This is a genomic window from Stenotrophomonas sp. 82F1 (assembly GCF_056861525.1).
This window is the reverse complement of sequence record NZ_JBSPUD010000001.1, coordinates 402,078-426,305: the sequence shown is the minus strand read 5'-3', so window position 1 is coordinate 426,305 and position 24,228 is coordinate 402,078. Positions and strand designations below refer to the sequence as shown.

Genomic DNA, 24,228 nt, shown 5'->3' with positions numbered 1-24,228 from the left:
CCCCGTCGCCATGTCGTGGCCGGCTGAGACTGACAGGGGCGCGTGGCGGGTCTCAGGCGCCCACGTCGAACAACCTGCGGAACGCTGCCTGCCCGGCTGGCGTGACCCGCAGTTCGCGCCGCCCCTCGAGGCGGTGCAGCCAGTGGTTCAGCAGGAAACTCTGCAGCATGGCTTCGCCGACCATGCCGGCCATGTGCGGACGACGCTCGGTACAGTCCAGGCAGCCGCGGCAGTAGCGCTCGGGCCTCACCCGCGGTGATCGCTCGATCAGCTCTGCCAGCGGCTCGCCCACGGCGCGCAGGACGTCGGCGCCATGAGCCGTCAGCTGCCAGTGGTCTGCTGATGCGGTGATCGCCCCGGTGCCCAGCAGATGGTCGGAGATGGCGACGGCGTATTCACCAGCCAGGTGCTGATAGCAGGTACGCGCCCGGCGGAAGCCGCCATCGACCCTTACGGCTCGCGGAGAGCGCTGTGGCAGTTGATCGCTGAAACGCAGGATGCCTTCCAGCATGTCGGCGACTTCGGTCGAAGCCAGACGGTGATAACGGTGACGCCCCTGCACCGCCACGACCAGGATGCCGCCGTCGAGCAACCGCCGTAGATGACTGCTTGCCGTCTGTGGCGAGATGCCGGCCACGCCAGCCAGCTCGGATGCCGTGTGCGCGCGGCCATCCATCAACGTCAACAGCATGGCCGCGCGTGCGTGGTCACCGACCAAGGTGCCGACATTGATGAAAGAGCGGGAGGTCTGGACCATGGCCACAGTGTGGCATGCCGCCTGCCACTCATTGTTCGACCTGGATCGAAGCGTCCGCGCCGTTGCACAGGGCACAGTGATCGCCCGCAACCCACGAGTTCAAGCATGCCACCGGAAGACATCCAACGCCGCTGTATCACTCCCTCCGTGCTCTATCCGGGAACGCCGGTGGTGCTGATGACCACGCTGAATGAAGACGGCAGCGCGAACATCAGCCCGCTTTCGTCATTCTGGGCGTTGGGCGACCGCGTGGTGCTCGGCATCGGCGAACAGGGCCAGGGTTGCAGCAATCTTCTGGCACGCGGCGAATGCGTGCTGAACTTCGCAGATGCCACGCAGGCGACGCAGGTTGAAGCCATCGCCCGCGCCACTGCGCGCACCCCTGTGCCGGATTCGAAGCGTGATATGGGTTATGTGCATGTGCGTGACAAATTCGCACTGGGCGGCTTCAGCCGCGTCGACTCGCTGCTGGTGGCACCGCCGGCGATCGCCGAATGCCCGCTGCAGGTGGAGGTGGTACTGCTTGCCTCGCATCGACCCAGCGGAACGCAGGATCAGGGCTTCATGATCGTCGAGGGACGGATCTGCCGGGTGCATGCACACGAGGCGATCACCATTGCAGGTACCCAGCACATCGACGTGCAGCGCTGGGCACCGCTGATCTACCTGTTCCGCCACTATGTGGGCACGACGACGCCGGTGTCGCGCAATTTCCGTGCTGACGACCCGGCGCCAGCGGCGGCTTGAATGTCTGGCCGCAGACTGCCAGCGCTTGCTGCAGGAAGCGCTTGGCTCAACCGCGGAATCGACGCAGCTCCAGCGCCGCGAGGGTGTACCAGCCGAACGCCGGCAGCAGCGCAAGGCGCTGGGTGAGGCCGCGATAGGGCTCCGGATCGAAGCCGGACATCATCAGCCACAGATAGGCCATGCCCAGCAGCGAACTGACGCGCGCAAACCATGCCATCCGCGTGGACGCCTGCGGGCCCAGCTCTGCCAGGAACAGCAGCGGGGTGAGGATCGAGAAGATGCCGATGGCATAGAGGCCATGCATGGGGCTGCCGATGGTGAAGACGCCATTGCTGACCATGGACACCCCGAACAGGGTGGAGGTGAGCGCAGTGAGCGCGAAACGTCGACTCTGCGCCAGCAACGCGAGGCTGAAGAGGAGGATGGCCGAGCCACTGACCATCGGGCCGACCTGTACCGCCTTGGCTTGCAGCCCCGGCAGCAGGCCAAGCTCGCTGAGGTGCTGCGAGAGCGAGTGGTAGCCGGGCACGGTGAAAGCAAAAGCGATCAACGCCAGCATGGCGCCGAAGGGTACATACACGGCCTGCTGGATCGCCAGGTTTCGCACTGCGGCCACCACTGCTGAAGAGAAGTGCGGCGACGTTAGCAGCCGCCCCCGCCGGGTCGCATGTGCATTTTGGTACAGCCTGCGGGTGCCAGGTTCCGCGCAAAGAAAAAGCCCTGATCGAAATCAGGGCTTTTCAATTGGAGGCCTCAAGCGGAATCGAACCGCTGTAAACGGATTTGCAATCCGGTGCATAGCCACTCTGCCATGAGGCCAACGTACTGCGATCAGGAACGACGCCCCTGACATGACAAAACCCCGCGATGGGGCCTGTCGGAACATGGAGCGGGAAACGAGACTCGAACTCGCGACCTCAACCTTGGCAAGGTTGCGCTCTACCAACTGAGCTATTCCCGCATAAGCCGTCATGGTACCGGAAGCCCGGGACACACACCAGCCATTTCACAACAGTTTTCACTTTTCTGACTGCGCGCAAAGCCTTGTGGCTCAACGTGCCCCGCCTTGCCGTGGCGGGAGAAAAACAAGGCCCCAACCGGGGCCCTGTGCAATCTGGAGCGGGAAACGAGACTCGAACTCGCGACCTCAACCTTGGCAAGGTTGCGCTCTACCAACTGAGCTATTCCCGCAGATTCTCCGACCTGCGTCGAAGGAGCGCTATTGTGTCGAAATTCCTTCACGCCGTCAACAGCCCGCCTACCCGATGAACCCGCCCACGAGACCTCGCTACGCTCGCCTGTTCTGGATCCTTGTCGCCCTCACCTGGTTGGCGGTGATCGCCGCATTGGTCAATGCCGGCTTCACGCCGGACTACTGGATGTTGCGGCACTTCGAAGGCGGAACCCTGCCCTACCCGACCAGCAGCGTTGTCGTGTTCGCGCTGTTGAGTACGGTCGAGCTGGTGATCGCTGCGCTGATCGTGCGCCCCTGGAAGTTCGGTCGCTTGTGGTTGCGACTGTTGATCGCCTGCGTGTTGCTGCTGGCGTGGACCTTCCCTTGGCTGGCATCGATGATGCACCAGCCACCGGTACAGGGAATGCACCTGCTGTGGCTGCTGCTTCTGGACGTGGGATTGTTGCTGGCGCTGTGCGTGGTGTCGCTGGTCAGCGCGTGGCGAGCGTACGGGAGGCCAACAGCCAGCAAGCATGGAGGTTCGCGCTGAGTTGATGAGCGAGACGCTCCGATCAAGAAGGCGAACCGGTCATGGCAGTTTTTTCAGAATAGTTGCATGGCCCTATGGCGAATGAATAACGGACAGTATGCGACCCGAGCATCTGGCGTCGGCCATGTTCCTGTTGACCATGCCGCGCCCTGATCTCTTTCCGATCCAGGACCGTCCATGCAGCAGTCGAACAACCACGTCGCATCGATCTTACTCAACTGCGCGGAGATCGAAGCGCTTGATGAGGTACTGCCGACCACTCTCCGGAGCCTGCTGATCCGGCGTGGGCGATCCATCTTCAGAAATGGACGAATCCAGCTATGCCATCCCCAGGATCTCGCGATGGTGATGGACCAGATCCTCGCGCATAACGTTGATCTTGCTCCTTCCGACACGCATGCTTATGCGTACTCCGCGTTCGGTACCATCTACTTCGTCCATGGGCTGCACGGCGCAGGTCAGATCGACCTCTTGAACGGTACGATCCTTTGCAAACAGTTGACTGAGGGGCCATCCTCATCATGCGATACCGGACAAGGCGCGACCTCTCCGTTCCGACTCCCCGACGACATGCTGGACCTCATCAGCCATGACGGCCAGCCATTGTTCGACGCTGCCACTCTGAAGCATGGGCCCTTGGGCGTCGGGCAGTGCTTTGGATTCTTTCCTGCACTGGGACTGGGCGGCATTGCGCACCTTGACTCTCTGCAGGCGGTGAACGCGCCGGTTCATTTTTCAATACTTGCCCAACTCGCCGACTTCCAACTCGTCCGCGAAGACCCGAATGGGGAACTCTCCCCGGTAACACGACGATCATCGGTACCGACTCCGCATCAGATCGCCACGCGACTTTCTCCGGAATGCCCATTCCAGATTGTTCGCTACGCGGACATTGCTGATGAAATACCTGAGGACTCGAATTACCGCTGCGGGCGGCAACCTGCCGAGAAGCAGGATGAAGTGGTCCTCTTCGCCGATGGCGACCTGATACTCGACACGTTGGACCTGGACGACCCGCTGGCTCCATGGCGGAATGAAAACATTGGCGAGCATGTATGGTTCATCTTCGTTCGCGGCAACATGACGATAGCCCGACACGTTCATAGCCTGGAGACCGACGGCGCATGTGGACTGATTGTGTCGGGTGACCTGACGACCACCAATGCCATCGTCGGCGGACAGGAAATCCGAGTCGGCAGAAATCTCCGTGTCCATGAATTGTTCTGGGGCGACTACAACCACGGACGCCTGCATGTTGTAGGAAGTACCGAGGCCGCGCTATTCATCCAAACCGACTATTCCGTGGAGCTTGATGGCCCGATTCAGTTCCTGCGCAGGATCGACGATGTCGAAGCCATGGATGGCGATGAACTGGCGCAGCTCATCGAGGCGGACTGTCTGTTCAGAGAGGACCCTCATCCAGACAGTCGTTGGTCGCTGAGTGCGGAAGCGATACTCGAAAGGCTGGAATCAGGGAAAGGCGTCATCCGGAGGGAGGGCCTGTCAGTGGCAGATCCCCTGCTGTGCACACTCAACTTGTTTGGTGATGCCAATGTCAGCCCAGAGAACTTCCTGAGAGTGTGTGGCGAAGACATGCTGCCGATGGACACTCGTGACTATCAGTTCATTCGCAGCGGCATTTCACTTTACGTGCAGGCGGACACCGGGCATCCGGAAGCTGCTGCCTACATCGTGCAGATGGAGGATCTGTCACAGAGAATTGGCGCCCGCTTCGTAATGGAGCGCGTTGAGACCGACGTCGGAGTGATTGATCGCCTCATGGGCCGCCGACCTCGGGAGACCTGGGGCCTCTGGAAATACGTCTGCAACGATACGAGTCAGAACAAGGCGGAATGGAGGCAAGTCGAAGCGAATGAAATCCAACCACCCCATGTTGCGCTGATCCTCGAGGGCTGGCGATTCCTCCAGGAAGGAACGTCCAGTCGCCATTGGACACCGCAGATCATTTCGCCGGAGGAAATCCGCAATCTACTCGCGTTGGCTATCTGCCAACCCTACGATGACTACGACGATGAGGATCGGTGCGGGTTCTGGGTCGGCCGCTGTCATGCTGCGTTTCGCCAGCAGAAGACTGCTCCAGTCATTGAAGAGCCGATACTTCGCCTGTCCCAGGAAATGCATCAGCCCAACGGGTCCCGCGTTATCGAAAGCTATTACTACGACATTGAGACGTGCATGGACGGCAAGGAACGCGTCCGTATCCGCCACAAGGCCGACCAGGACGCGGATGAGGCGCCGGCCCAGATCGATCCTGTTGGCGGGCCTGGCTTGGCCGCCGCTTTGCGACTGTTCAAGCTAGGCGCTCGGGAAATGCGTCGCACCAACGCTACCCTGCTCGACGGTGAAGCGCCCTGCTTTGCGGATGAAGATGCCTTCGCGATGGACTATTGGACGCAACAGGGTTACCTGACCAGATAGATGAAGCCCTCTCTCCGCCAGCCCGCCCCGTACCGAACCTTCTGGCTGCTCGCATTTCTTGTGTGGCTGCTGCTCTTCTGCGCGCTCATCCACGCCGGTTTCCAGCCAGACCACTGGCGGCTGCGTCACATCGAGTCCGGCACTCTGCCCTACCCCACAGCGTCAGTCATCACGTTCGCTCTGATCGTCCTTGTGGAGATCGCAGTGTTTGGGCTGATCGCAAAGCCATGGCGGTTCCACCGCCTGTGGCTGCGGATGCTGATCGGCGTCTTTCCGTGGTTGGGATGGACCGCTCTGTGGGGCATGGCCGCCATGCATCAATCCCCCGTGCGCGACGTGCACCTCAACTGGCTGCTGGCCGTTGCCGCCATTCACCTGCTGGCGCTGCTCGTGATTGTCCCGGCCTCGGTCTGGCCGCGCCTGCGAAGCTGGCTCAGCGGCTGACCCAGCAGCCCTACTTCCGGAACTCCACCCGCACGTGCTGGCCGACGCGCGCCTTTGCCGCACTCTCGAACTCCAGCACGCACTCCACCACCTTGGCCACGCCACGCCCTGCATCCTCCGGCAACCGCGCCGGCGCGAACACCGGGCTGATGCGGACCACGCGTGCCACCGGCAGCGGCTTGCCCTCGGTGCCATCGCTATCGATCACCACCGTCGCGCGCATGCCCACCTGCACTGCATCGGCATAGGCCGCGCTCAGTTCGGCGCGCACCTGCAGCGGCCGCGCCGGCAGCAATGACATCGCCGGCTTGCCGGCCTGCACGAATGCACCGACGCCCGGCACCTGGCCGATCACGGTGCCGGCATCCGGCGCAGTCAACGACATCTGCCGCAGCTTGAGCCTGGCGTGCTCCAGCTTGTGCTGGGCCATCTCGACCTGCGCGCCCGCCACATCGACATCAGCGCGAACGCCAGCCAGCTGCTGCTTTGCCGCGTCGGCCTGCTGGTTGGAAGACACGCCCTCGCTGGCGCCAGTGGCCAAGCGGGTGGCGTTGCGCTCCAACTCGCGCAGTTGCGCCTGGGTGCCCTTCAGCCGGTCGGTAGCCAGCGCGAGATCGGCGTTGGCCATCCCCACTTCCTGTTCAAGCAGCGCGCCGTCCAAGGTGAGCAGGACATCACCCTTGCGGACCGCCGCCCCTTCCTTCACCGGCGCGGTGCTGACCGAACCATCCATCGCTGGAACCAGTGTAATCAGCCCGCCTTCCACATCGATGATGCCGCGGGCTACGGCTACCTTGTCCGCCGTAGCGGGCGTGGTCGCCGCCGGCCGCACGGGCGCAGGTGCGTCCCTGCTGCAGGCGCCCAGCAGCAATGCCGCGCCCAAGGAGATGCTGAGGGAAAACAACGGCGGCAATCTGGTCATCGGCTGGGCTCTGCGGTTTCGTTCTGGCGGCGGTCATCGCGGACCGTGCCGTCTTCCATGGCGATCACCCGATCCGCATGGCGGATCAGGCGTGGGTCGTGGCTTACGCACAGCACCGTGGCCTGATGTGCGCGTGCATAACGGTGCAGGATGTCGATCACGCGCTGGCCGTTCTCGGCATCCAATGCGCTGGTGGGCTCATCGGCGAAGATCAGCGTGGGTGACTTGGCGAACGCACGGGCAACCGCTACGCGCTGCTTCTCACCGCCGGACAACTGCGCCGGGCGCATGTGGCTGCGGTGCGAGAGGCCGACCTCGTCCAGCGCCTGCCGTGCCAAAGGCTCGCTGTCACGGTTGCGCATGCCGCGATAGCCCAAGGGCAGCTGCACCTGCTCCAACGCGGTCAGCGCCGGAAACAGATTGAAGCCCTGGAACACGAAACCAACATGATGCAGGCGGAAGCGCTCCACCTCACTGCGGGTCATATGGCTGACGTCCTGGCCCAGCGCATGCACGCGACCGCCGTCGGGCGTTGAGAGCCCGGACATCAGCGACAGCAGCGTGCTCTTGCCGCAGCCTGAGGGACCCGACACCAGGGTCAGTTCGCCGGGATAGATGTCCAGCGACAGGCCGCGCAGCACGGGAACGTGCACATCGCCGGACACGAAGCCCTTTTCCAGTGCGTCGGCACGCAGCGTCGGGGAAGTGATGGAGGTGTTCGTCATCGGTCGCCCTTCAACGCAACAGCAACGATGGATCGGAGCGGACGACGCTGCGCACCGCCATGATGCTCGACAGCATGGCCATCACCGCGACCAGCGCCACGCAGCCGAGAACCACCATCGGCGTGAGCTGTACCGGCACGCGCTGGGTCTGCGCCGCCAACAGCACCACCGTGCTGAAGGCGGCGGCCAGCAGCATGCCGACGCCGCCGATCAGCACGGCCTGTTCGAACACCACACGGGCCAGCGCATAACGGCCTGCTCCGAGCGCGTTGAGCGTGGCGTACTCACGTACCGAACCGGCCACCACCGCCGCGAACGACTGGTTGGTGATCACCGCGCCGACGAAGCAGACGATGACGGCCATGAACAGCACCGCGATACCGGCACCGGTGTCGAACAGCCAGTACTGCTGCGAGCGGCTGGCAAACTCCGGTGCTGTCCAGAATTCGACGGGTGTGGCGCGGCCTGTCGAAGCGCTGAGGCGATCGCGAACGCGACCGGCCAGCTCCGGTGATCGCGTGCCCGCCACGAAATAGGTGCTGCCTTCATGCGGGTCGGTTCCGGCGATGGCACGCGCGGTGTCCAGTGACGCCAGCACGTTGACGCCGCCAAGACCACGTAGGCCGGGTTGTGCGGCGACCACACGCACGGCCTTGCCGTTGATCCAGGCCTGGTTGCTGCGCAGATCAACGCCCAGGGTGTCCAGGTCAGCGCTGTCGACGATCACCGCACCGGGTTCGCGCAACTGTGCACGCAGCCCAGGCGGCAGGATGCGCGAGAACATCATCGCGTCGTTCGCCGTGGAGATGCCGGACAGATACACCGACACGTTGCCGGTACCCTGCGCGCTGGAGCGCCACTCGCCATCGACCCATTCGTAGGGCTCGACGCGGGTGACATCCGGGTCCATGCGCAGCCGGCTCTCGACATCCGCGCTGATCGCATGGCCGTAGTTCACGCTCTGCGTGCCGGCAAAACCAGCCCAGACATCGGCGGTCGATGCCTTCACGTAGATCGCAGCGGTGCCGAAGATGCCCAGCACCAGTGCCGCCTGCACGATCAGCAGGACACCGGCGAAACACATGGCCAGCACCACCGGCAGGAACCGGCGCCACTCGTAAACCAGCGTTTTGCGGGCAAGCGCGATCATTGCGCGTCGCCTTCTGGCTCGACCGGCAAAGGTGCGCCGCCCACGGCGCGGTACAGCGACGCGAAGGCGAGCACGCGCGCACCCTGCGCGCCGATCAGATCGGCCTGCGCGGACAATGCCGCACGCTGGCTTTCAAGCCCGTCGAACTCACTGGAGAGGCCAAGCTGCACCTGCCGGGCCTGTCGCGCGACCTGCTGCCGGGCAGTTTCGTCGGCCACCTGCAGCGACTGGATGCTGCTGTCCTGGCGGCCCAGGCTGCCCAATGCGCCTTCCACTTCAGCCACGCCTTGCAGTACGGCCTTGCGATAGCCCAGCAATGCCGCATCCAGCTGCTTGTCGTCGGACTGGTAGCGCGCGCGGCGCTGGCCCCAATCCCACAGCGGAATGTCGATGTAGGGACCGATCGACGGGCTGGAATCGGAGTTGGAGCGTGCGTTCTGGGTGAGGTTGTAGGCGTACAGGATGGAGCCGCCCAGGCTCAGTTTCGGGAACATCGCCGCGCGTGCGCTGCCCTTTTCGGCGGTGGCCTGCAGTACATCGGCCTCGGCCAGCAGGATCTGCGGGCGATGGCGTAGCAGATCGGCCGGGACCTGCTGCAGGGTGAAGGCGCTCAACTGCGGCGGCGTGCGGTAGGCATTCCAGGCCGGATCCGGCCCATCGCGCCCCAGCAGCAGCGCCAGCGCGCGCGCGGCGTTGCCTGCATTTTCATCCGCCTGTGCAATGGCAGCGCGTGTGGCCGCCTGCCGCGCACGCAGGCGATCCAGTTCGCCAGGCTCGTCCAGATGCAGGCGCTGCCGCACCAGCCCCAGTTGCTCGCCGCGTGCGTCAACGGCCTGTTGCTTGCGCAACAGATCCGACTGCGCCTGCGCGACGGAAAGATCCAGATAGCTGCGCACCACATCAGCGATGACCGCCACCTGCGCGGCATCGCGCAGTGCTTCTGCATTTCCGTTGGCCGCCTGCGCGCTCAGCCGGGCACTTTCCGCTGCGCCAAACAGGCCAAGATCCCAGATCGCTTCGACACCGGCGTGGAAGTAGGTGTCGACCGCGGCGGCGTCCTGTACCTGCTTGGCACTGGCCGTTATCTCCGGACGGAAGCGCGCATCGGCGGTGCCAGACACAAGCCGTACCGCCTGCAGCCGCAGGGTGGCCTGCTGCAGGTCCAGATTGCCGGCGATGGCCTCTTCCACCAGTGCGTTCAAGCGCGCATCGGCCAACACCTTCCACCACTGGCGCGCATCGACCGCCACGCCCTGCCCAGGGGCCGGTTGATTCCAGACCACTGGAGTGCGATCGGGCAGGTCAGGAACCGGCACCGACATGCAGCCGGCCAGCATCACGCTGGCCAGCAGCACCCCGCTACGCAACACCCTGCGCGGCACGGCGACATACCTTTGAGCGGACACTGCAGGGGAAGTGAAACGATTGGCCACCCGCCCACCTTCGTGGAGAGAGAAGCCGGGGAGGCTACGCCGCGATTGTGGAGTGGACATGGAGAATCAGTCGGAGCTGCGTTACAGCGCGTATGCGGTGCCTGCATTGCGAACCCTCGGCCTTTCCCCAGCCTTTCATGGGCGCCGCCAAACTGAACGCTGGACTGTTCGGGGGCGCTGCGGCACATTGGCCTGAACGCTCCTACCGGCAGGCAACACGCTTGAAATCCAGCTCCCGCCGCGCGCTCGGCATCTTCATGGCCGTGCTTACCGTGGGCGCGATGGTGATCTGCCTGGCCACGCCGCTGGCGTCGAACGCGGCCATGCTGCTGATGGACCGCAGCAACTTCATTCCCGCGCAGTCGTCGATTTTTTCCTTCGAGCCGTACGTGATCAGTGACGGCTCGTCGAACTACTGGCTGTATGGCCAGGACCGCACCTACTACTACCACTTCACCTACCAGGCCGACGCGCCCTATCTGTACATCCCGCGGAAGAACGCCTGCGCCGGCTTCGACCGTGCGGACGTGCGTACCTGGTGCAGCGCTAGCCGGGGCGTTCCGCGCTAGCAGGCTGCACCTGCAGCGCGGCGCGCAAACGAAAAACGCCCCCTTGCGGGAGCGTTCTTCTTGAATCTGGAGCGGGAAACGAGACTCGAACTCGCGACCTCAACCTTGGCAAGGTTGCGCTCTACCAACTGAGCTATTCCCGCAGATTCCGTTCGACCTGCGTCGAAGGAGCGCTATTGTGTCGATATTGCTGCACGGCGTCAACAGGATTCTGCAGCCCTTTTACCGGCCAGCGTTCAGCTTCCGGATCACGCCCGAACGCCCCGTCGGTGGAAGTAGATCTGTTCGGCCAGCCGGCGCACCGGGCCGGTACGTAGCAGGGCGTCGACCGGCCAGTCCCGCTGCAGGTGGTCCATGGCCCAGCGCAGCACGCGCTTGCGGTGAAAAGTGGGCGCCGCCTGCCGTGCCACCTGCTCGGCGGCGGGTCCCTTGCCACGCCGGTGCAGGCCCATGGCATCGCCGACCGCCCAGCCGTGCCGCCATGACGAGTGGATGCCGCCTGCCGACAGCGGCGAAACTACACCCGCCGCATCACCGGTAAGGATCACGCCGGGCGCGGTGATCGGGCCATCCGGCAACCCGCACGGCACCAGCCCCGCGCGGGTGCCGGCAGCCTCGGCCGCACGCGGAAGACCCACCACGTCGCGCACGTGTTCAAGGAAACCCTCGATATCCGGCGGGCGGGCATGGGCGGAATCGTGGCGCAGGGCCAGCCCCACCTGCACACCGGTGGGATTCTGCGCCGCCCAGCCGATGTAGCCGGGTGCGAAGCGGCGGCTGACAAAGCAGTGCAAGGCGTCGCCTTCCGGCAGCTGCACGCCGGCAAACTCGCGCTCGACGCCGTACAGGTTGTCGCGCACCTGGCCCAGGCCGGTGCGCAGCGCGACGCGTGAACGCGCGCCGTCAGCGCCGACCAGATAGCCGGTGCGCCCCACCCCTTCAACCTGCCATGCGTCGCCGTCGCGGCAGGCCCCGGTGAACGACTGCTGCAGCCGCAGGTCCACGCCACTGGCACGCAGCTCGCTGGCCAGCCAGCGCATCAGGTTCGGTGTATCGGTGGTGAGGAAGTAGTAGCCCGGTGCGGCCAGCAACACATTGCGCAGGTTCGGTGCGTACAGGCGCACGCGCGCCACGCGCTGCACCAGCTGTTCGGGCATGCGCCCCAGCCAGGTCTGTTCCATCGCTTCCTTCACCACGATGCCGGTGGTATGCAGGCGCTCGCCGGGGTCGGCCTTGCGTTCGAGCACGCAGACGCGAAGGCCGTACTGGGCGGCGGCGAGTGCACAGGCAGCACCTGCAAAACTGGCGCCGACGATGATCACGTCGTAGTCGTTGGCGGTGGGAGTGTGAGGCATCGCGGCATCACCACTTGAGAAGGGAGATGCAGCTTCGCGAGTGCGCGTGGTGAGGCGATGGAGTGGCGGTGAAGTGGATATGAAGCGCGCTGGACGCAAACGAAAAACGCCCCCTTGCGGGAGCGTTCTTCTTGAATCTGGAGCGGGAAACGAGACTCGAACTCGCGACCTCAACCTTGGCAAGGTTGCGCTCTACCAACTGAGCTATTCCCGCTTGGGAGGCGAAATTTTACCTATTCTGGAAATGGCGTCAAGCGCTTTTTTCGGGGTCAGCGAGGCGCCTTGCACCGCGTATCCACTCATGGCGTGGATCTACTCCACGCCCCCACAAATCGGTAGATCCGCGCGTGGATGGACGCTTCAGTAGATCCACGCCATGCGTGGATGCGGGCGGCGATGGGGTCAGAGCCCTTTCCTGCGGAAAGGGATCCGACCCCGGTGCTCCGACCCCGGTGCTCAGTTACCCAGCTTCTTCTGCCGCGCACGCTCGCGCGCAGCGCGCTCATCATCACGCAGGCTCGGCCAGGCGGCGTGCAGGTACTGCAGGCCCGACCACAGGGTCAGCACGGCGGCAATGGCCAGGGTCCAGTCGCCGATATGGAATACCGGCGGGCCCATCCAGATGTCGTTGACCGGCACGTTGGGTGCCACTGAATACAGCAGGCACAGCAGCGCGACCATCTGCGCGGTGGTCTTGACCTTGCCGATCATCGCCACGCGTACCTTGGCACGCTGGCCGAGTTCGGCCATCCACTCGCGCAGTGCCGACACCGCGATCTCGCGGCCGACGATCACCGCCGCCCAGAACGCCATCCACGGTGTCGGATGACCCTGCACGATCAGGAACAGCGCCACCGCCACCATCAGCTTGTCCGCGACCGGGTCGAGGAAGGCGCCGAACGCCGATTCCAGGCCGTATCGACGCGCGATCCAGCCATCAAGCCAGTCGGTGATCGCGGCCAGGCCGAAGATCGCCGCCGATGCGAAGTTGGTCCAGGTGTAGGGCAGGTAGAACACCAGCACCAGCACCGGGATCATCACGATCCGCAACAGGGTCAGCCAGGTGGGCAGGGTCAACGTCATGCTGCTTTATTCTCTCTCTACTCGGCCGGATCAGGCGCGGCCAACCCGTGCAGGTTAGCGTAGATGCGCGCGGCGAGGGCGTCATTGATGCCTTCCACCTTGGCGATTTCCGCTTCTCCGGCCGCTTTCAGGCCGACCAGGCCACCGAAATGCTTCAGCAGGCTGGCGCGCCGGCGCGGCCCGATGCCGGGGATATCTTCCAGTTTGCTGGTCATCCGCGCCTTCTGCCGGCGTCCGCGATGGCCGGTGATGGCAAAGCGGTGCGCTTCATCGCGCACCTGCTGGATGAACTGCAGGGCGGGATCGGCCGCACCCGGGCGCAGTTCGCGGCCATCGGGCATCACCAGGGCTTCGTGGCCGGCACGGCGTTCCACGCCCTTGGCCACACCCACCAGCAGCACGCCTTCCACGCCCAGATCGGCCAACGCCGCCTGCGCCTGCGCCAGCTGGCCAGCGCCACCGTCGATCAGCAGCACGTCAGGCAGCACGCCCTGCTCTTCCACCGCGCGGCGGAAGCGGCGGTCGATGGCCTGGCGCATCGCCGCGTAATCATCGCCCGGCTCGATGCCACTGATGTTGAAACGGCGGTACTGCGCGCGCACCGGGCCGGCAGCATCGAACACCACGCACGAGGCCACGGTGGCTTCGCCCATGGTGTGGCTGATGTCGAAGCACTCCACCCGCTTCACCGGTTCGGCCAGCCCCAGCATCACCCGCAGCGCTTCGCTGCGCGCGTGCTGCGCGGTGCGGCTGTTGATCTCGGTTGCCAGGGTCAACTGCGCGTTGCGGCTGGCCAGTTCCAGGTAGCCGGCGCGCTCGCCACGGACGTTCCACTTCAGCTGCACCTTGCGCTCGGCCGAGGCCGACAGCGCCGAACCGATCAGATCGGCATCGGGAATTTCGCGGTCGAGCAGGATCTCGCGCGGTGGCTCGAATTCGATGTAGTACTGCGAGACAAAGGCCGCCAGCACTTCGTCCGCGCTTTCCTCGCCGTTGGTGCGGGGAAAGAACGGTCGGGTGCCCAGGTTGCGGCCGTCACGGAAGGCCAGCAGCATCACGCAGGCCTGCGAGCCCTGCATGGCCACCGCCAGCACGTCCAGGTCGGCCGCGCGGCCGTCCACGTACTGGCGGGTCTGCATGCTGCGCAACGAGGTGATCAGATCGCGCAGGCGCGCGGCCTGCTCGAATTCCAGCGCCTCGCTGGCGGCCTGCATCTGCTCTCCCAGCTCCCGGGTCAGCTCATCGCTCTTGCCCTCCAGGAACATCGCCGCGCGGCGCACCGACTCGGCGTAGTCCGCCGCTGGCACCAGCTCCACGCACGGCGCGCTGCAGCGTCCGATCTGATACTGCAGGCAGGGCCGCGAGCGGTTGCGGAACACGCTGTCTTCGCAGCTGCGCAGCTTGAACAGCTTGTGCATCAGGTTCAGCGTTTCGCGCACCGCGGTGACGCCGGGATACGGTCCGAAATAGCGCCCGGGAATGGCGCGCGGGCCACGATGCAGGGCGATGCGCGGCCAGTCCTCGCGGGTCAGCAGCACATGCGGATAGGTCTTGTCGTCGCGCAGGGACACGTTGTAGCGCGGCGACAGTGATTTGATCAGCTGGTTTTCCAGCAGCAGCGCTTCGGCTTCCGAGCGCGTCACGGTCACGTCCATGCGCACGATCTGCGAGAGCATCGACATGATGCGCGCGTTCTTCGGACTGCCATTGAAGTAACTGCCCACGCGGTTGCGCAGCGCGCGGGCCTTGCCGACGTACAACAGCGTGTCGTCGGCCGCGTACATGCGGTACACGCCCGGGGCGGTACTCAGCTGGGCCGCGAATGCCTTGCCATCGAAGGACGGGACGGGAACAACGGTCATTCGCTGATCGGCACTTCGCTGAGCACGCCGCTGTCAGGGTCCAGACGCAGTACGGTGTGCGAATCTGTTTCGGCGATCCATACGGCACCGGCACCGACGGCCAGGCCGGCCGGGCCGTGCAGGCGCCGCGGCAAGGGCTGGGTGGTCAGTTCGCCGCCGCCTAGGCGCAACGTGCGCAGGCGGCCATTGCCGGTATCGGCGATCCACAGCAACGGCGCATCCGGGCTCAGCGCGATCGCCTGCGGGAACTGCAGGCTGGCCTGCGCGCGCGGGCCATCGTCTTCGCCAAAGCGCCAGGTGCCCTGCCCGACCAGGGTCTGCACCAGATCGCCGCGCAGCTGCAGCGAACGGATCGATGAACCCAGTGCGTCGGCGACGTACAGCACCTGCTGGACCACGGCCACGGCGGTGGGCTGGGCAAACGCGGCCAGGTGGCCACTGCCGTCGCGCTCGTCGATGGCGCCACTGCCGGCACGCCACTGCAGGCTGCGCTGGCCGAGGTGATAGCTCCAGATGCGGTTGTCGCCGGCCATGGCGATGTGCAGCTGGTTTTCGGCGATGGCCAGGCCGACCGGATGATCCAGCGACACCTGTCGTGGCTGCGCCACCGGCCCTTCCTCGGGAGCGCCCGGACGACCGTTGCCGCACAGCGTGTCGACCAGGCCGGTCAGCAGGTTGATGCGGCGCACGGCGTGGTTGCCGGTGTCGGCCACGTACAGCGACTCGCGCTCCAGCGCCAGCGCCTGCGGCCGGTGGAAAGCAGCTTCGGCGAGGTTGCCGTCCATGAAGTCGGCGGTGCCCAGGCCGAACTGGCGCAGCACGCGGCCGCCGTGACTGCATTCCAGGATGCGGTGGTGGCCGCTGTCGGCGATGTACAGCCGTTCCTGGTTCACTGCCAGCCCCATGGGGAATCGCAGCGCCTGGCGCGGCTCGGGGTGCAGTTCGCTGCCGCCGCGCGAAGGAGCCGACGGCGCACCCTCGCACAGGGCATTCAGGGCCCGCTCCAGCTCGCCGGGCACGCCCTGGCCGATCAAGCGCTGCTGTTCGCGACCCTGCGCGTCCAGCAAGACCATGGTCGGCCACGCGGTGACGCCGAAGCGGCGCCAGCCATCCCAATCGGCATCGAGCAGCACCGGCATGGTCAGGCCCTGGCGGCGCAGCAGTTTCAATGCAGCCGTGGCATCACGCTCGAAATCGAAACGCGGTACCTGCAGCACCAGGGGTTGCAGCTTGCCGGGGTGGCGTGACAGCCACTGGCTGAACTCGGCCAGCCGTTGCGCGCTCCACGCTGAAGCCGCGTTGACGAACAACAGCGCGACCGGCCGGCCACGCAGTTCGGTCAGGGTGCAGGGCGCGGCATTGAGCCAGGCGGCGAACTCGGGCAGGTCCGGGACGGGCTGGATGTTCATGGCCCGATTATGCCGGAGTCGGCGTGATGCAACAGGCGTGCCACGGTACGTTCGGCAGCGGCGTCGACCAGCGACCAGACCTGTTCGAAATGATCGCTGCCACCGGTATAGGGATCGGGAATCGCGCGTTCGCCCTGCCCGCCCGACCACGGCAGGTACAGCGCCAGGCGCTCGCGCTGGTCGGCGGTGGCAAGGCGCGCGGCATCACGCAGATTGGCCTCGTCGGCGCACAGTATCCAGTCGAAGGTGTCGAAGTCCTGCGGCCGCAGCTGCCGCGCGCGCAGGCTGCCCAGGTCCACGCCATGCCCGGCCGCGCACGCAATGGCTCGCCGGTCGGGTGGCTGGCCCACATGCCAGTCACCGGTACCGGCCGAGTCGACCTGCACCCGCCCCGCCAGCGCCGAGGCATCCAGGCGGGCGCGCAGCGCGCCTTCGGCCATCGGCGAACGGCAGATGTTGCCGAGGCAGACGACCAGCAGCTTCATCGCGCGGCCATCGCCTGCAGCAGCGTTTCGGCGCGCTGCAGGTCTTCAGGGGTGTCGATGCCCGGCGGGAAAGGTTCGGGCGAGATCGCCACGGCGATCGGATAGCCCGCTTCCAGCACGCGCAGCTGCTCCAGCGATTCCACCTGTTCCAACGTGCCCGGGGGCATCGAGGCGAACTGCTGCAGGAAGCCGGCACGGTAGCCATAGATGCCGATGTGGCGCAGCCACTGGTGGCCCTCGGGCAGGATCTCGCGACTGCGGGCGAAGCCGTCGCGATGCCAGGCGATCGGCGCACGGCTGAAGTACATGGCCTCGTTGCGCACGTTGCGCACCAGCTTGACCACGTTGGGGTCAAACAGCGTGTGTGCATCCTCGACCGGCGTGGCCAGGGTCGACATCGGCGCGCTGCCTTCCACCAGTGCCGCGGCGACGGCGCGGATGCCGGCAGCCGGTGCGAACGGTTCATCGCCCTGCAGGTTGACCACCACGGTGTCCTCAGCCCAGCCAGCGATGCGCGCGCATTCTGCCAGGCGATCGGTGCCGGAGGCATGCGAAGCAGCGGTCATCGCCACCTTCACTTCCCCGAGGCCGGACAAGGCGTCGGCAATGCGCTGGTCGTCAGTCGCGACCCAGACCTCACCCGCGCCGGCCTGCAGCGCGCGGCGGGCCACATGCAGCACCATGGGCTCTCCGCCCAGCAGGCGCAGCGGCTTGCCCGGCAGCCGCGAAGCGGCATAGCGGGCCGGGATGGCAACAACGAACTCGGTCATGCGGGCGGTACTCGGCAGGCGCGATACAGCAGGAATGCGGCCGGCGGCGTGCATTTGCAAGCGCCGCACGGCCCCTCAGTTCGGTCGCAGCTTGTCCAGGCGATCGGTCAGCGCGATCCAGAATGCAGCGGGCAGTTCGGCACGCAGCGGCACGGCGTACTGCCAGTCGTTGGCGAACGCACGGCACTTCACGGCATCCTTTTCGGTCATCAGCACCGGCAACTGGCTGCCAAAGGACAGATCCTGCGGCTGGTAGGCGTGATGGTCGGCGAAGGCGTGCGGCACCACGCCGATCGCACGCGCGCGCAGCATGTCGAAGAAGCGTTGCGGATGGGCGATGCCGGCCACGGCATGCACGCGTTGGCCCGCGAAGTACGAGAGCGGACGCGCCCGTCCACCGGCCAGTGGTTGTGCACTGTCGATGTGCAGGGCCATCGGCCATTGGCCGAAGCCGCAGGCCTGGGCAGCCGTCGCTGCATCCGCCTGGCCCAGGTTGACCACACGGAAATCGCATTCGGCGGCGCGGCTGACTGGCTCGCGCAGCGGGCCGGCGGGGATCATCAGGCCATTGCCATAGCGACGCTGGGCATCGACCACCTCGATCTCGATGTCGCGCGCCAGCCGGTAGTGCTGCAGGCCGTCATCGCAGACGATCACGTCGCAGCCGGCGGCGATCAACGCCTTGCCCGCCGCCACGCGATCACTGTCCACGCGCACCGGCACGCCGGTTTTCCAGGCGATCAGCACCGGCTCGTCGCCACCGAGGGCGGTCGGCGTATCGGCTTCCACCCAACGTGCCTTGTCCGCTTGCTCCCGGCCGTAGCCGCGGCTGGCGACGCCGGGCTTCCAGCCCGCGGCGCGCAGGCGCTCGACCAGAGCGATGGTCAGCGGCGTCTTGCCGGTGCCGCCAGCGGTGATGTTGCCGACCACGATGACCGGCACCGCCAGCGCATGGCGCTTGCACCAGCCACGGCGGTACAGGCGCCGGCGCAGCGCGGTGACGCCCGCGTACAGCGGTGCCAGCAATCGCATCGGCCACGGCACCGGGCTGCCGTCATACCAGTACGGCGGGGTCTGGGTACCTTTGCCCGCCATCAGTCCTGCCTTTCGCGGAACTGCATGTTGTGCAGGTGCTGGTACAGGCCACCCATCGACAGCAGTTCCTGGTGGGTGCCTCGCTCAACGATGCGGCCATGGTCCATCACCAGCACCTGGTCGGCATGCTCGATGGTCGACAGGCGGTGCGCGATCACCAGCGTGGTGCGTTCGGGCATCAGGCGCTGCAGGGCGTCCTGCACCAGGCGCTCGGATTCGTTGTCCAGCGCCGCGGTGGCCTCGTCCAGGATCAGGATCGGCGCGTCGCGCAGGATCGCGCGGGCGATCGCCAGGCGCTGGCGCTGCCCGCCGGACAGCAGCGCGCCATTCTCCCCCACCGGCGTCTGCAGCTGCTGCGGCATGCGTGCGATGAACTCCCAGGCATTGGCCGCTTCGGCCGCCGCGCGGATCTGCTCGTCGGTTGCATCCATGCCGTAGGCGATGTTGGCCGCGATGGTGTCGTCGAACAGCATCACCTTCTGGCCGACGATGGCCACCTGCCTGCGCAGATCGGCCAACGGGTAGTCATCCAGGGCAACGCCGTCGAGCAGGATGCGGCCGCCGTTGGGTTCGTAGAAGCGCGGCACCAGCCGGATCAGGCTGGTCTTGCCGCTGCCGGAACGACCGACGATGGCGGTGACCGTACCCGGCCTGGCAACGAAGCTGATGTCGTCCAGGGCGATGCCACTGTCTTCGCGGTAACGCAGCATGACGTGCTCGAAGGCCAGTTCGCCGCGTACGCGCTGCACCGTGTGCTTGCCCTCGTCGCGCTCGACCGGCATGTCGATGATGCCGAACAGGCGCTCGGCAGCGGCCACGCCGCGCGAGATCGAGGTCTGCACGCTGGTCAGCCGGCGCAGCGACGGAATGATGGCCATCATCGAGGTCATCAGGCCCATGAACTGGCCCGCATTGAGCTTGCCGGCCAGCGCTTCGCGGGTGGACACCCATACGATCACCGCCAGCGCCAGCGCCGCCAGGAACTGGACCACGCTGGAGGCCGCCGCGCGGGTCACTTCCACCTTCATGTTCAGCGCCAGCATGCGGTTGGCCAGGCGCGAGTAGCGCGAGATCTCGTGCTGCTGGGTGCCGTGCACCTTCACTTCCTGCTGCGCGGCCAGCGACTGCTCGGCGGTCTGCGCCATGGTGCCCATGCCGTCCTGGATGCCGCGGCTGATGCGCCGGTAGCGCTTGCCCACGTAGGAGACGATCACGCCGATCAGCGGCACCACCACCAGCATCGCCAAGGTCACTTTGACGCTCATCTGCAGCATCACCGCCAGCATGGCGATGATGGTCAGGGTGTCGGCCACCACGGTCTTGAGCGCATCGGCGCTGGCCTGGGTGACCTGTTCGGTATCGAAGTTCAGGCGGCTGACCATCACCGGCGTCGCTTCGGCGTCGAAGTGCGAGGACGGCAGGTGCAGGTACTTCTGCAGCACCTGTTCGCGCAGGTCGCGGACCACGCTGCGGCCGGTCTTGGCCAGCGTGTAGTCGCTGACCCAGGTGGCCACGCTGCGCATCAGGAACAGGCCGAGGATGGTCAGCGGCAGGATCACCGCCATGCGCGGCTCAGGGTTGACGAAGCCGCGGTTGACCAGCGGCTCCATCAGCTTGGTGAAGTGATAGCCGGCCAGGGCTTCGACCACCATCGCGATGACCGCGCCGATCATGAACACCCAGTAGGTGCGGGTATAGCCCAGCAGACGTTTGTAGATCGGCCACACTGGCGCGTGATGGGAACTCATGGACGCACCTCTGGCGCTGTTGCAATGGCGATACGACGGAAGCCGAGCTGGCCCAGCGCATCCTGCGCGGTGACCACGGCCTGGTAGGGAGTGCGTGCGTCGGCACGCAGCAGCACGGTCTGTTCACGGTCGCTGCCGGCGACGGCGGCGATCGTCTGCTTGACCGATTCGACGTCGCTGCGCAGCACTTCCTGATCGTTGACGAAATAGCGGCCGTCCGCGTTGATCAACACGCTGAGCGATCGCGGCGGCTCGTTGGTCTGCTGCTGGCTGGCGGTCGGCAGCTGCACCTGCAGGGTCGAACGCGCATCGAAGGTGGTGGTGACCACGAAGAAGATGATCAGCACCAGGATGACGTCGATCAGCGGCACCAGGTCGATATGCGGTTCATCCTGGGACCGGTCGTTGCCGATACGCATCGATCAGGCCTTTGCCGTGGCGGCGGAGGACGCGCGCGCGGCGGGAGCCGGGGTCATCACCCCGGGGCGACCATCCAGCGTATCCAGCAATGCGCTGGCTTCCTGCTCCATCTCCACCACGTAGCCGTGGATGCGGCCCTTGAAGAAGCGGTGGAACATCAGCGCCGGGATCGCCACGATCATGCCGGTGGCGGTGCACACCAGCGCCTTGCCGATACCGCCGGCAAGCTGGTTCACATCCCCCACGCCGTGGTCGAGGATGCCCAGGAACATCTGGATCATGCCGACCACGGTGCCGAGCAGGCCCAGCAGCGGGCCGGCCGAGGCGATGGTGCCCAGCGCGTTGAGGAAACGCTCCATGCGGTGCACCAGGTGGCGACCGGTGTCTTCGATGCGCTCGCGGATCTGGTCGCGCGGGCGGTTGCGCGCTTCCAGTGCGGCGGCCAGCAGGGCGCCCAGCGGTGAGTTGGCACGCAGGGTCTGCAGGTGCGCCGGGTCAAGCTTGCCGCGCGCGGCCCAGTTGCGCACTTCCTGGCCCAGGCCAGGTGGCAGCACCTCGTTACGCCGCAGGGACCAGAAACGCTCCAGGACGATTGCCAAAGCCAGTACGCCCAACAGCAGCAGCGGCACCATCGGCCAGCCACCGGCCTTGACCAGTTCCCACACGTTTCAACCCTCCGGCCCAACGGCCGCTTGTTCGATCGGCGATAGGATAGCAGCCGACCGTGCCCGCCCAGCGGCATCCCACCACCGGGCTGCGTGGATACGCTGTTCACGCAGCTGCAGGCCTTGTGCGCCAAGCCATACGCGGATCGCGCCGGACTCGGCGGTGGACAGTACTTCGGCGCCGGCCGCCTGCCAGCGCTGCACCACGTCACGCTTCGGGTGGCCAAAGCGGTTCTGGTGCCCGGCCGAGACCAGCGCCAGCTGCGGCGCCACCGCCTTCACCCAGCCCGCAGTGGAGCTGCCCCCGCTGCCGTGATGGGGCACCAGCACCACGTCCGCACGCAGCGCGCCGGCAGCGCCCGCCAGCAGCGCCTGCTCGCCTGGCCGACCGATGTCGCCGGGCAGCAGCACCACCCCATGGGCGCCGGCAACCCGCAGCACGCAACTGGCCTCGTTGTCGGCGCCCTTCATGCCAGCGGCCGGGACAGCGTCAGGTGGGTGCAGCACCTGGAAATCGACCCCGTCCCATTGCCAGCGCAGTCCCTGTTGGCAGGTGCCGGCAGTGGCAATCGCACTGCCCCGTGGCGCCAGTATCTCCAACCCCGGCAGTTGCCGGCGCAGCGCAGCAAGGTTGCCGCTGTGGTCAAGGTGGTCGTGACTGATCATCACCCGCGCCGGAGGTGCCTGCCCCAACGCGCGCAACGTCGGCAGCAGCATCCGCTCCTCGCCCTCGCTGCCTGCGGGCGGACCGACGTCGTACCAGAGTGCGTGGTGGGCGGTCCGCAACAGCACCGCCGTGCCCTGGCCGACATCGTGCACCACCAGTTCCAGCTCGCCCCGTTGTGGCGCCGACCGTGCCGGCCACAGCAGGGGCAGGCACAGCAATGACCCGGCAAGCACCGCACCCGCACCGCGTGGCAACAGCCACCAGAACACCCCCAGCAAGGCCGCCGGCAACGCCCAGGCAGGCCCCTGCGCCAGCCACCACATTGCCTGCGGGTGCTCGGCCAACGGCCGCATCAGCTGCCAACTGGCATCGAACACCCAGGCTGCCGCGCGCCAGGGCCACTGCCCTGCCCCGCTGCGCAGGGCCTCCAGAGCGGTTCCCAGCAGGGCCAAAGGCACTACCAGCAGGCTCCACAGCGGAATGACCGGCAGGTTCACCAGCGGCCCCAGCCGTGCGGTGCCGCCAAACAGCGCCACTGCCAGCGGCAGCAGAGCGACGCTGGCCACCCCCTGTCCTGCCAGAGCGCCGCGCAGCATTGCAGCAAGCCCCTTCGGCCGCCCCTGCGGCAGGCACCACAACAACCACAGGACGCCGCCGAAACTGAGCCAGAAGCCCGCAGACAGCACCGACAGCGGTGCCGGCAGCAGCATCGCCAACGCGGCCAGCGCCAGGCCCTGTGCGACCGTCACCGGACGGCGGACGACGCGCGCCAACGCCACCACCGCGATCATCAACGCGGTGCGCACGGTCGGCAGCTCGCTGCCTGCAACAACGGCATAGCCGGCCGCCGCCACCGCAGCGGCACAGGCCGCCGCCTGCGGTCGTGGCCAGAACCCGGCAAGTCCTGGCCAGGACCGCCAGAGAACAGAACACAGCAAGGCGGCGAAGCCCGCCACCAGACCGACATGGAAGCCGGAGATGGCGATCAGGTGGGTCAGGCCCAGCGCGCGCAGCTGCGCCCAGTCGATATCGGACAGGCCACGCGTATCGCCCAGCGCCAGGGCCTGGATGAACCGCGCCGAGGGGTGTGCGATCTGCGTGGCGATGGCCGCACTGGTGCGCTCGCGCCAGGCCGGCAGGCCATGTGCGGGGCGCAGCTGCCGCGTAGCGCCGGCGTCACGCACGTTGCCACTCGCGGCCAATCCGTGCAGCAGCGCGTGCCGCTCGCCATCGAAGCCGCCCGGGTTGATGCGCGAGCGTGGCGGCCGCACGCGCAGCGACAACTGCCAGTCCGCGCCAGCGTGCAGGCGATGTCTCTGATCTGTCCCGGCGTCGACCGGCCCGCGCCGGGGCGCGTGCCAGAACACCTGCAGCCGCTTTCCGCGCAGCATCGGGGTCGCATCGGACGCATCGACCCGGAACTCGAACCGGGTGTATCCAAGCGCTTGCTTTGGCAGATCGACGACCTGACCCCGGACGATCACATCCTGCGCGGCAGCACCGGCCGGCAGCTGCGCCTGCAGTGCCCAGTATCCATGGCAGGACGTCCAGGCCAGGCCGAACAGCAACGCAGCCGCCGCGCGCCCGCGCCAGCGCAATACCCAGCCCAACGCCGCGAACGCGGCTGCCGGAACAGACGCCCATAGCGGTGGCAACACAGGCAACAGCACGCAGGCCAACGCGCCGGTGACCACGCCGGCTGCGCACGCGGGGCCCAGCAACGGCGACACGGTCCGATCGGCAGCCATCGACACAGCGT

22 protein-coding genes and 5 tRNA genes are annotated in these 24,228 nt (G+C 66.4%); 5 read left to right on the top strand and 22 right to left on the bottom strand.

Going from position 1 to position 24,228, the window contains the following annotated elements; genetic code table 11:
- Positions 1 to 52: 52 nt before the first annotated feature.
- Positions 53 to 757 (bottom strand): ArsR/SmtB family transcription factor, encoded by a 705-nt coding sequence (locus tag AC13GI_RS01920; RefSeq protein ID WP_482995338.1) that lies wholly within the window; start codon positions 755 to 757, stop codon positions 53 to 55.
- A 105-nt stretch (positions 758 to 862) separates the two neighbouring features.
- Here AC13GI_RS01920 and AC13GI_RS01915 point away from each other — a divergent pair, with 105 nt between their 5' ends.
- Positions 863 to 1,504, top strand: a complete 642-nt coding sequence (locus AC13GI_RS01915; protein ID WP_482995337.1) for a flavin reductase family protein — start codon at positions 863 to 865, stop codon at positions 1,502 to 1,504.
- Positions 1,505 to 1,550: 46 nt separating this feature from the next.
- Here the strand turns inward: AC13GI_RS01915 and AC13GI_RS01910 are convergent, their stop codons facing one another.
- The 4 genes from AC13GI_RS01910 to AC13GI_RS01895 all read right to left on the bottom strand — a co-directional run bounded on the left by AC13GI_RS01910 (position 1,551) and on the right by AC13GI_RS01895 (position 2,695).
- The gene (locus AC13GI_RS01910) at positions 1,551 to 2,120 is read right to left on the bottom strand and encodes a DUF998 domain-containing protein (RefSeq protein ID WP_482995336.1); all 570 of its coding nucleotides are present in this window, start codon (positions 2,118 to 2,120) and stop codon (positions 1,551 to 1,553) included.
- 129 nt (positions 2,121 to 2,249) lie between these two features.
- A tRNA-Cys gene (locus AC13GI_RS01905) sits at positions 2,250 to 2,323 on the bottom strand.
- Between the two features lie 66 nt (positions 2,324 to 2,389).
- Positions 2,390 to 2,465, bottom strand: a tRNA-Gly gene (locus tag AC13GI_RS01900).
- A 154-nt stretch (positions 2,466 to 2,619) separates the two neighbouring features.
- Positions 2,620 to 2,695: transfer RNA gene (locus AC13GI_RS01895), tRNA-Gly, on the bottom strand.
- 74 nt (positions 2,696 to 2,769) lie between these two features.
- On the opposite strand from AC13GI_RS01895, the gene AC13GI_RS01890 reads away from it, so the two are divergent.
- The 3 genes from AC13GI_RS01890 (at position 2,770) to AC13GI_RS01880 (ending at position 6,111) form a co-directional block, all read left to right on the top strand.
- A complete protein-coding gene (locus AC13GI_RS01890; RefSeq protein ID WP_482995335.1) occupies positions 2,770 to 3,228 on the top strand; it encodes a hypothetical protein in 459 nt (152 codons plus the stop codon).
- Positions 3,229 to 3,405: 177 nt separating this feature from the next.
- Positions 3,406 to 5,667, top strand: a complete 2,262-nt coding sequence (locus AC13GI_RS01885) for a T6SS immunity protein Tdi1 domain-containing protein (RefSeq protein ID WP_482995334.1) — start codon at positions 3,406 to 3,408, stop codon at positions 5,665 to 5,667.
- On the top strand, positions 5,668 to 6,111 hold the full coding sequence (locus tag AC13GI_RS01880; protein ID WP_482995333.1) for a hypothetical protein: 444 nt from the start codon (positions 5,668 to 5,670) through the stop codon (positions 6,109 to 6,111).
- A 10-nt stretch (positions 6,112 to 6,121) separates the two neighbouring features.
- On the opposite strand, the gene AC13GI_RS01875 is transcribed toward AC13GI_RS01880, so the two are convergent.
- The 4 genes from AC13GI_RS01875 to AC13GI_RS01860 are packed head-to-tail and all read right to left on the bottom strand — an operon-like array spanning position 6,122 to position 10,401.
- The gene (locus AC13GI_RS01875) at positions 6,122 to 7,033 is read right to left on the bottom strand and encodes an HlyD family secretion protein (RefSeq protein ID WP_482995332.1); all 912 of its coding nucleotides are present in this window, start codon (positions 7,031 to 7,033) and stop codon (positions 6,122 to 6,124) included.
- Positions 7,030 to 7,758: an ABC transporter ATP-binding protein gene (locus AC13GI_RS01870; protein WP_482995331.1), complete on the bottom strand. Its 729-nt coding sequence runs from the start codon at positions 7,756 to 7,758 to the stop codon at positions 7,030 to 7,032. The genes AC13GI_RS01875 and AC13GI_RS01870 overlap by 4 nt, the downstream gene beginning before the upstream one ends.
- A gap of 10 nt (positions 7,759 to 7,768) precedes the next feature.
- Entirely contained in the window at positions 7,769 to 8,908 is a 1,140-nt protein-coding gene (locus tag AC13GI_RS01865; RefSeq protein ID WP_482995330.1) for an ABC transporter permease, read from the bottom strand.
- A complete protein-coding gene (locus AC13GI_RS01860) occupies positions 8,905 to 10,401 on the bottom strand; it encodes an efflux transporter outer membrane subunit (protein ID WP_482995329.1) in 1,497 nt (498 codons plus the stop codon). The genes AC13GI_RS01865 and AC13GI_RS01860 overlap by 4 nt, the downstream gene beginning before the upstream one ends.
- 161 nt (positions 10,402 to 10,562) lie before the next feature.
- Here AC13GI_RS01860 and AC13GI_RS01855 point away from each other — a divergent pair, with 161 nt between their 5' ends.
- Positions 10,563 to 10,910 carry a hypothetical protein gene (locus tag AC13GI_RS01855; protein ID WP_482995328.1) on the top strand — a complete coding sequence of 116 codons (348 nt, stop codon included), beginning with the start codon at positions 10,563 to 10,565 and terminating at the stop codon, positions 10,908 to 10,910.
- Positions 10,911 to 10,977: 67 nt separating this feature from the next.
- On the opposite strand, the gene AC13GI_RS01850 is transcribed toward AC13GI_RS01855, so the two are convergent.
- The 13 genes from AC13GI_RS01850 to AC13GI_RS01790 all read right to left on the bottom strand — a co-directional run bounded on the left by AC13GI_RS01850 (position 10,978) and on the right by AC13GI_RS01790 (position 24,217).
- Positions 10,978 to 11,053 (bottom strand) — tRNA-Gly (locus AC13GI_RS01850).
- A 105-nt stretch (positions 11,054 to 11,158) separates the two neighbouring features.
- A complete protein-coding gene (locus AC13GI_RS01845; protein WP_482995327.1) occupies positions 11,159 to 12,265 on the bottom strand; it encodes an NAD(P)/FAD-dependent oxidoreductase in 1,107 nt (368 codons plus the stop codon).
- A gap of 138 nt (positions 12,266 to 12,403) precedes the next feature.
- A tRNA-Gly gene (locus tag AC13GI_RS01840) sits at positions 12,404 to 12,479 on the bottom strand.
- A 242-nt stretch (positions 12,480 to 12,721) separates the two neighbouring features.
- The gene (pgsA, locus tag AC13GI_RS01835) at positions 12,722 to 13,348 is read right to left on the bottom strand and encodes a CDP-diacylglycerol--glycerol-3-phosphate 3-phosphatidyltransferase (protein ID WP_099820053.1); all 627 of its coding nucleotides are present in this window, start codon (positions 13,346 to 13,348) and stop codon (positions 12,722 to 12,724) included.
- 17 nt (positions 13,349 to 13,365) lie between these two features.
- A complete protein-coding gene (gene uvrC, locus AC13GI_RS01830) occupies positions 13,366 to 15,210 on the bottom strand; it encodes an excinuclease ABC subunit UvrC (protein ID WP_367785452.1) in 1,845 nt (614 codons plus the stop codon).
- Positions 15,207 to 16,619 (bottom strand): hypothetical protein, encoded by a 1,413-nt coding sequence (locus tag AC13GI_RS01825; RefSeq protein ID WP_482995326.1) that lies wholly within the window; start codon positions 16,617 to 16,619, stop codon positions 15,207 to 15,209. The genes uvrC and AC13GI_RS01825 overlap by 4 nt, the downstream gene beginning before the upstream one ends.
- A complete protein-coding gene (locus tag AC13GI_RS01820) occupies positions 16,616 to 17,104 on the bottom strand; it encodes a low molecular weight protein-tyrosine-phosphatase (RefSeq protein ID WP_099820050.1) in 489 nt (162 codons plus the stop codon). The genes AC13GI_RS01825 and AC13GI_RS01820 overlap by 4 nt, the downstream gene beginning before the upstream one ends.
- Positions 17,101 to 17,874, bottom strand: coding sequence for a 3-deoxy-manno-octulosonate cytidylyltransferase (gene kdsB, locus AC13GI_RS01815; protein WP_482995381.1), 774 nt, complete (start codon positions 17,872 to 17,874; stop codon positions 17,101 to 17,103). The genes AC13GI_RS01820 and kdsB overlap by 4 nt, the downstream gene beginning before the upstream one ends.
- 75 nt (positions 17,875 to 17,949) lie before the next feature.
- On the bottom strand, positions 17,950 to 18,969 hold the full coding sequence (gene lpxK, locus AC13GI_RS01810; protein ID WP_482995325.1) for a tetraacyldisaccharide 4'-kinase: 1,020 nt from the start codon (positions 18,967 to 18,969) through the stop codon (positions 17,950 to 17,952).
- A complete protein-coding gene (gene msbA, locus AC13GI_RS01805; RefSeq protein WP_099820048.1) occupies positions 18,969 to 20,717 on the bottom strand; it encodes a lipid A export permease/ATP-binding protein MsbA in 1,749 nt (582 codons plus the stop codon). The genes lpxK and msbA overlap by 1 nt, the downstream gene beginning before the upstream one ends.
- Positions 20,714 to 21,136, bottom strand: coding sequence for an ExbD/TolR family protein (locus tag AC13GI_RS01800; protein ID WP_025875217.1), 423 nt, complete (start codon positions 21,134 to 21,136; stop codon positions 20,714 to 20,716). The genes msbA and AC13GI_RS01800 overlap by 4 nt, the downstream gene beginning before the upstream one ends.
- Positions 21,137 to 21,139: 3 nt before the next feature.
- Positions 21,140 to 21,802, bottom strand: a complete 663-nt coding sequence (locus AC13GI_RS01795; protein ID WP_025875219.1) for a MotA/TolQ/ExbB proton channel family protein — start codon at positions 21,800 to 21,802, stop codon at positions 21,140 to 21,142.
- A gap of 3 nt (positions 21,803 to 21,805) precedes the next feature.
- Positions 21,806 to 24,217, bottom strand: coding sequence for a DNA internalization-related competence protein ComEC/Rec2 (locus tag AC13GI_RS01790; protein ID WP_482995324.1), 2,412 nt, complete (start codon positions 24,215 to 24,217; stop codon positions 21,806 to 21,808).
- Positions 24,218 to 24,228: the final 11 nt, after the last annotated feature.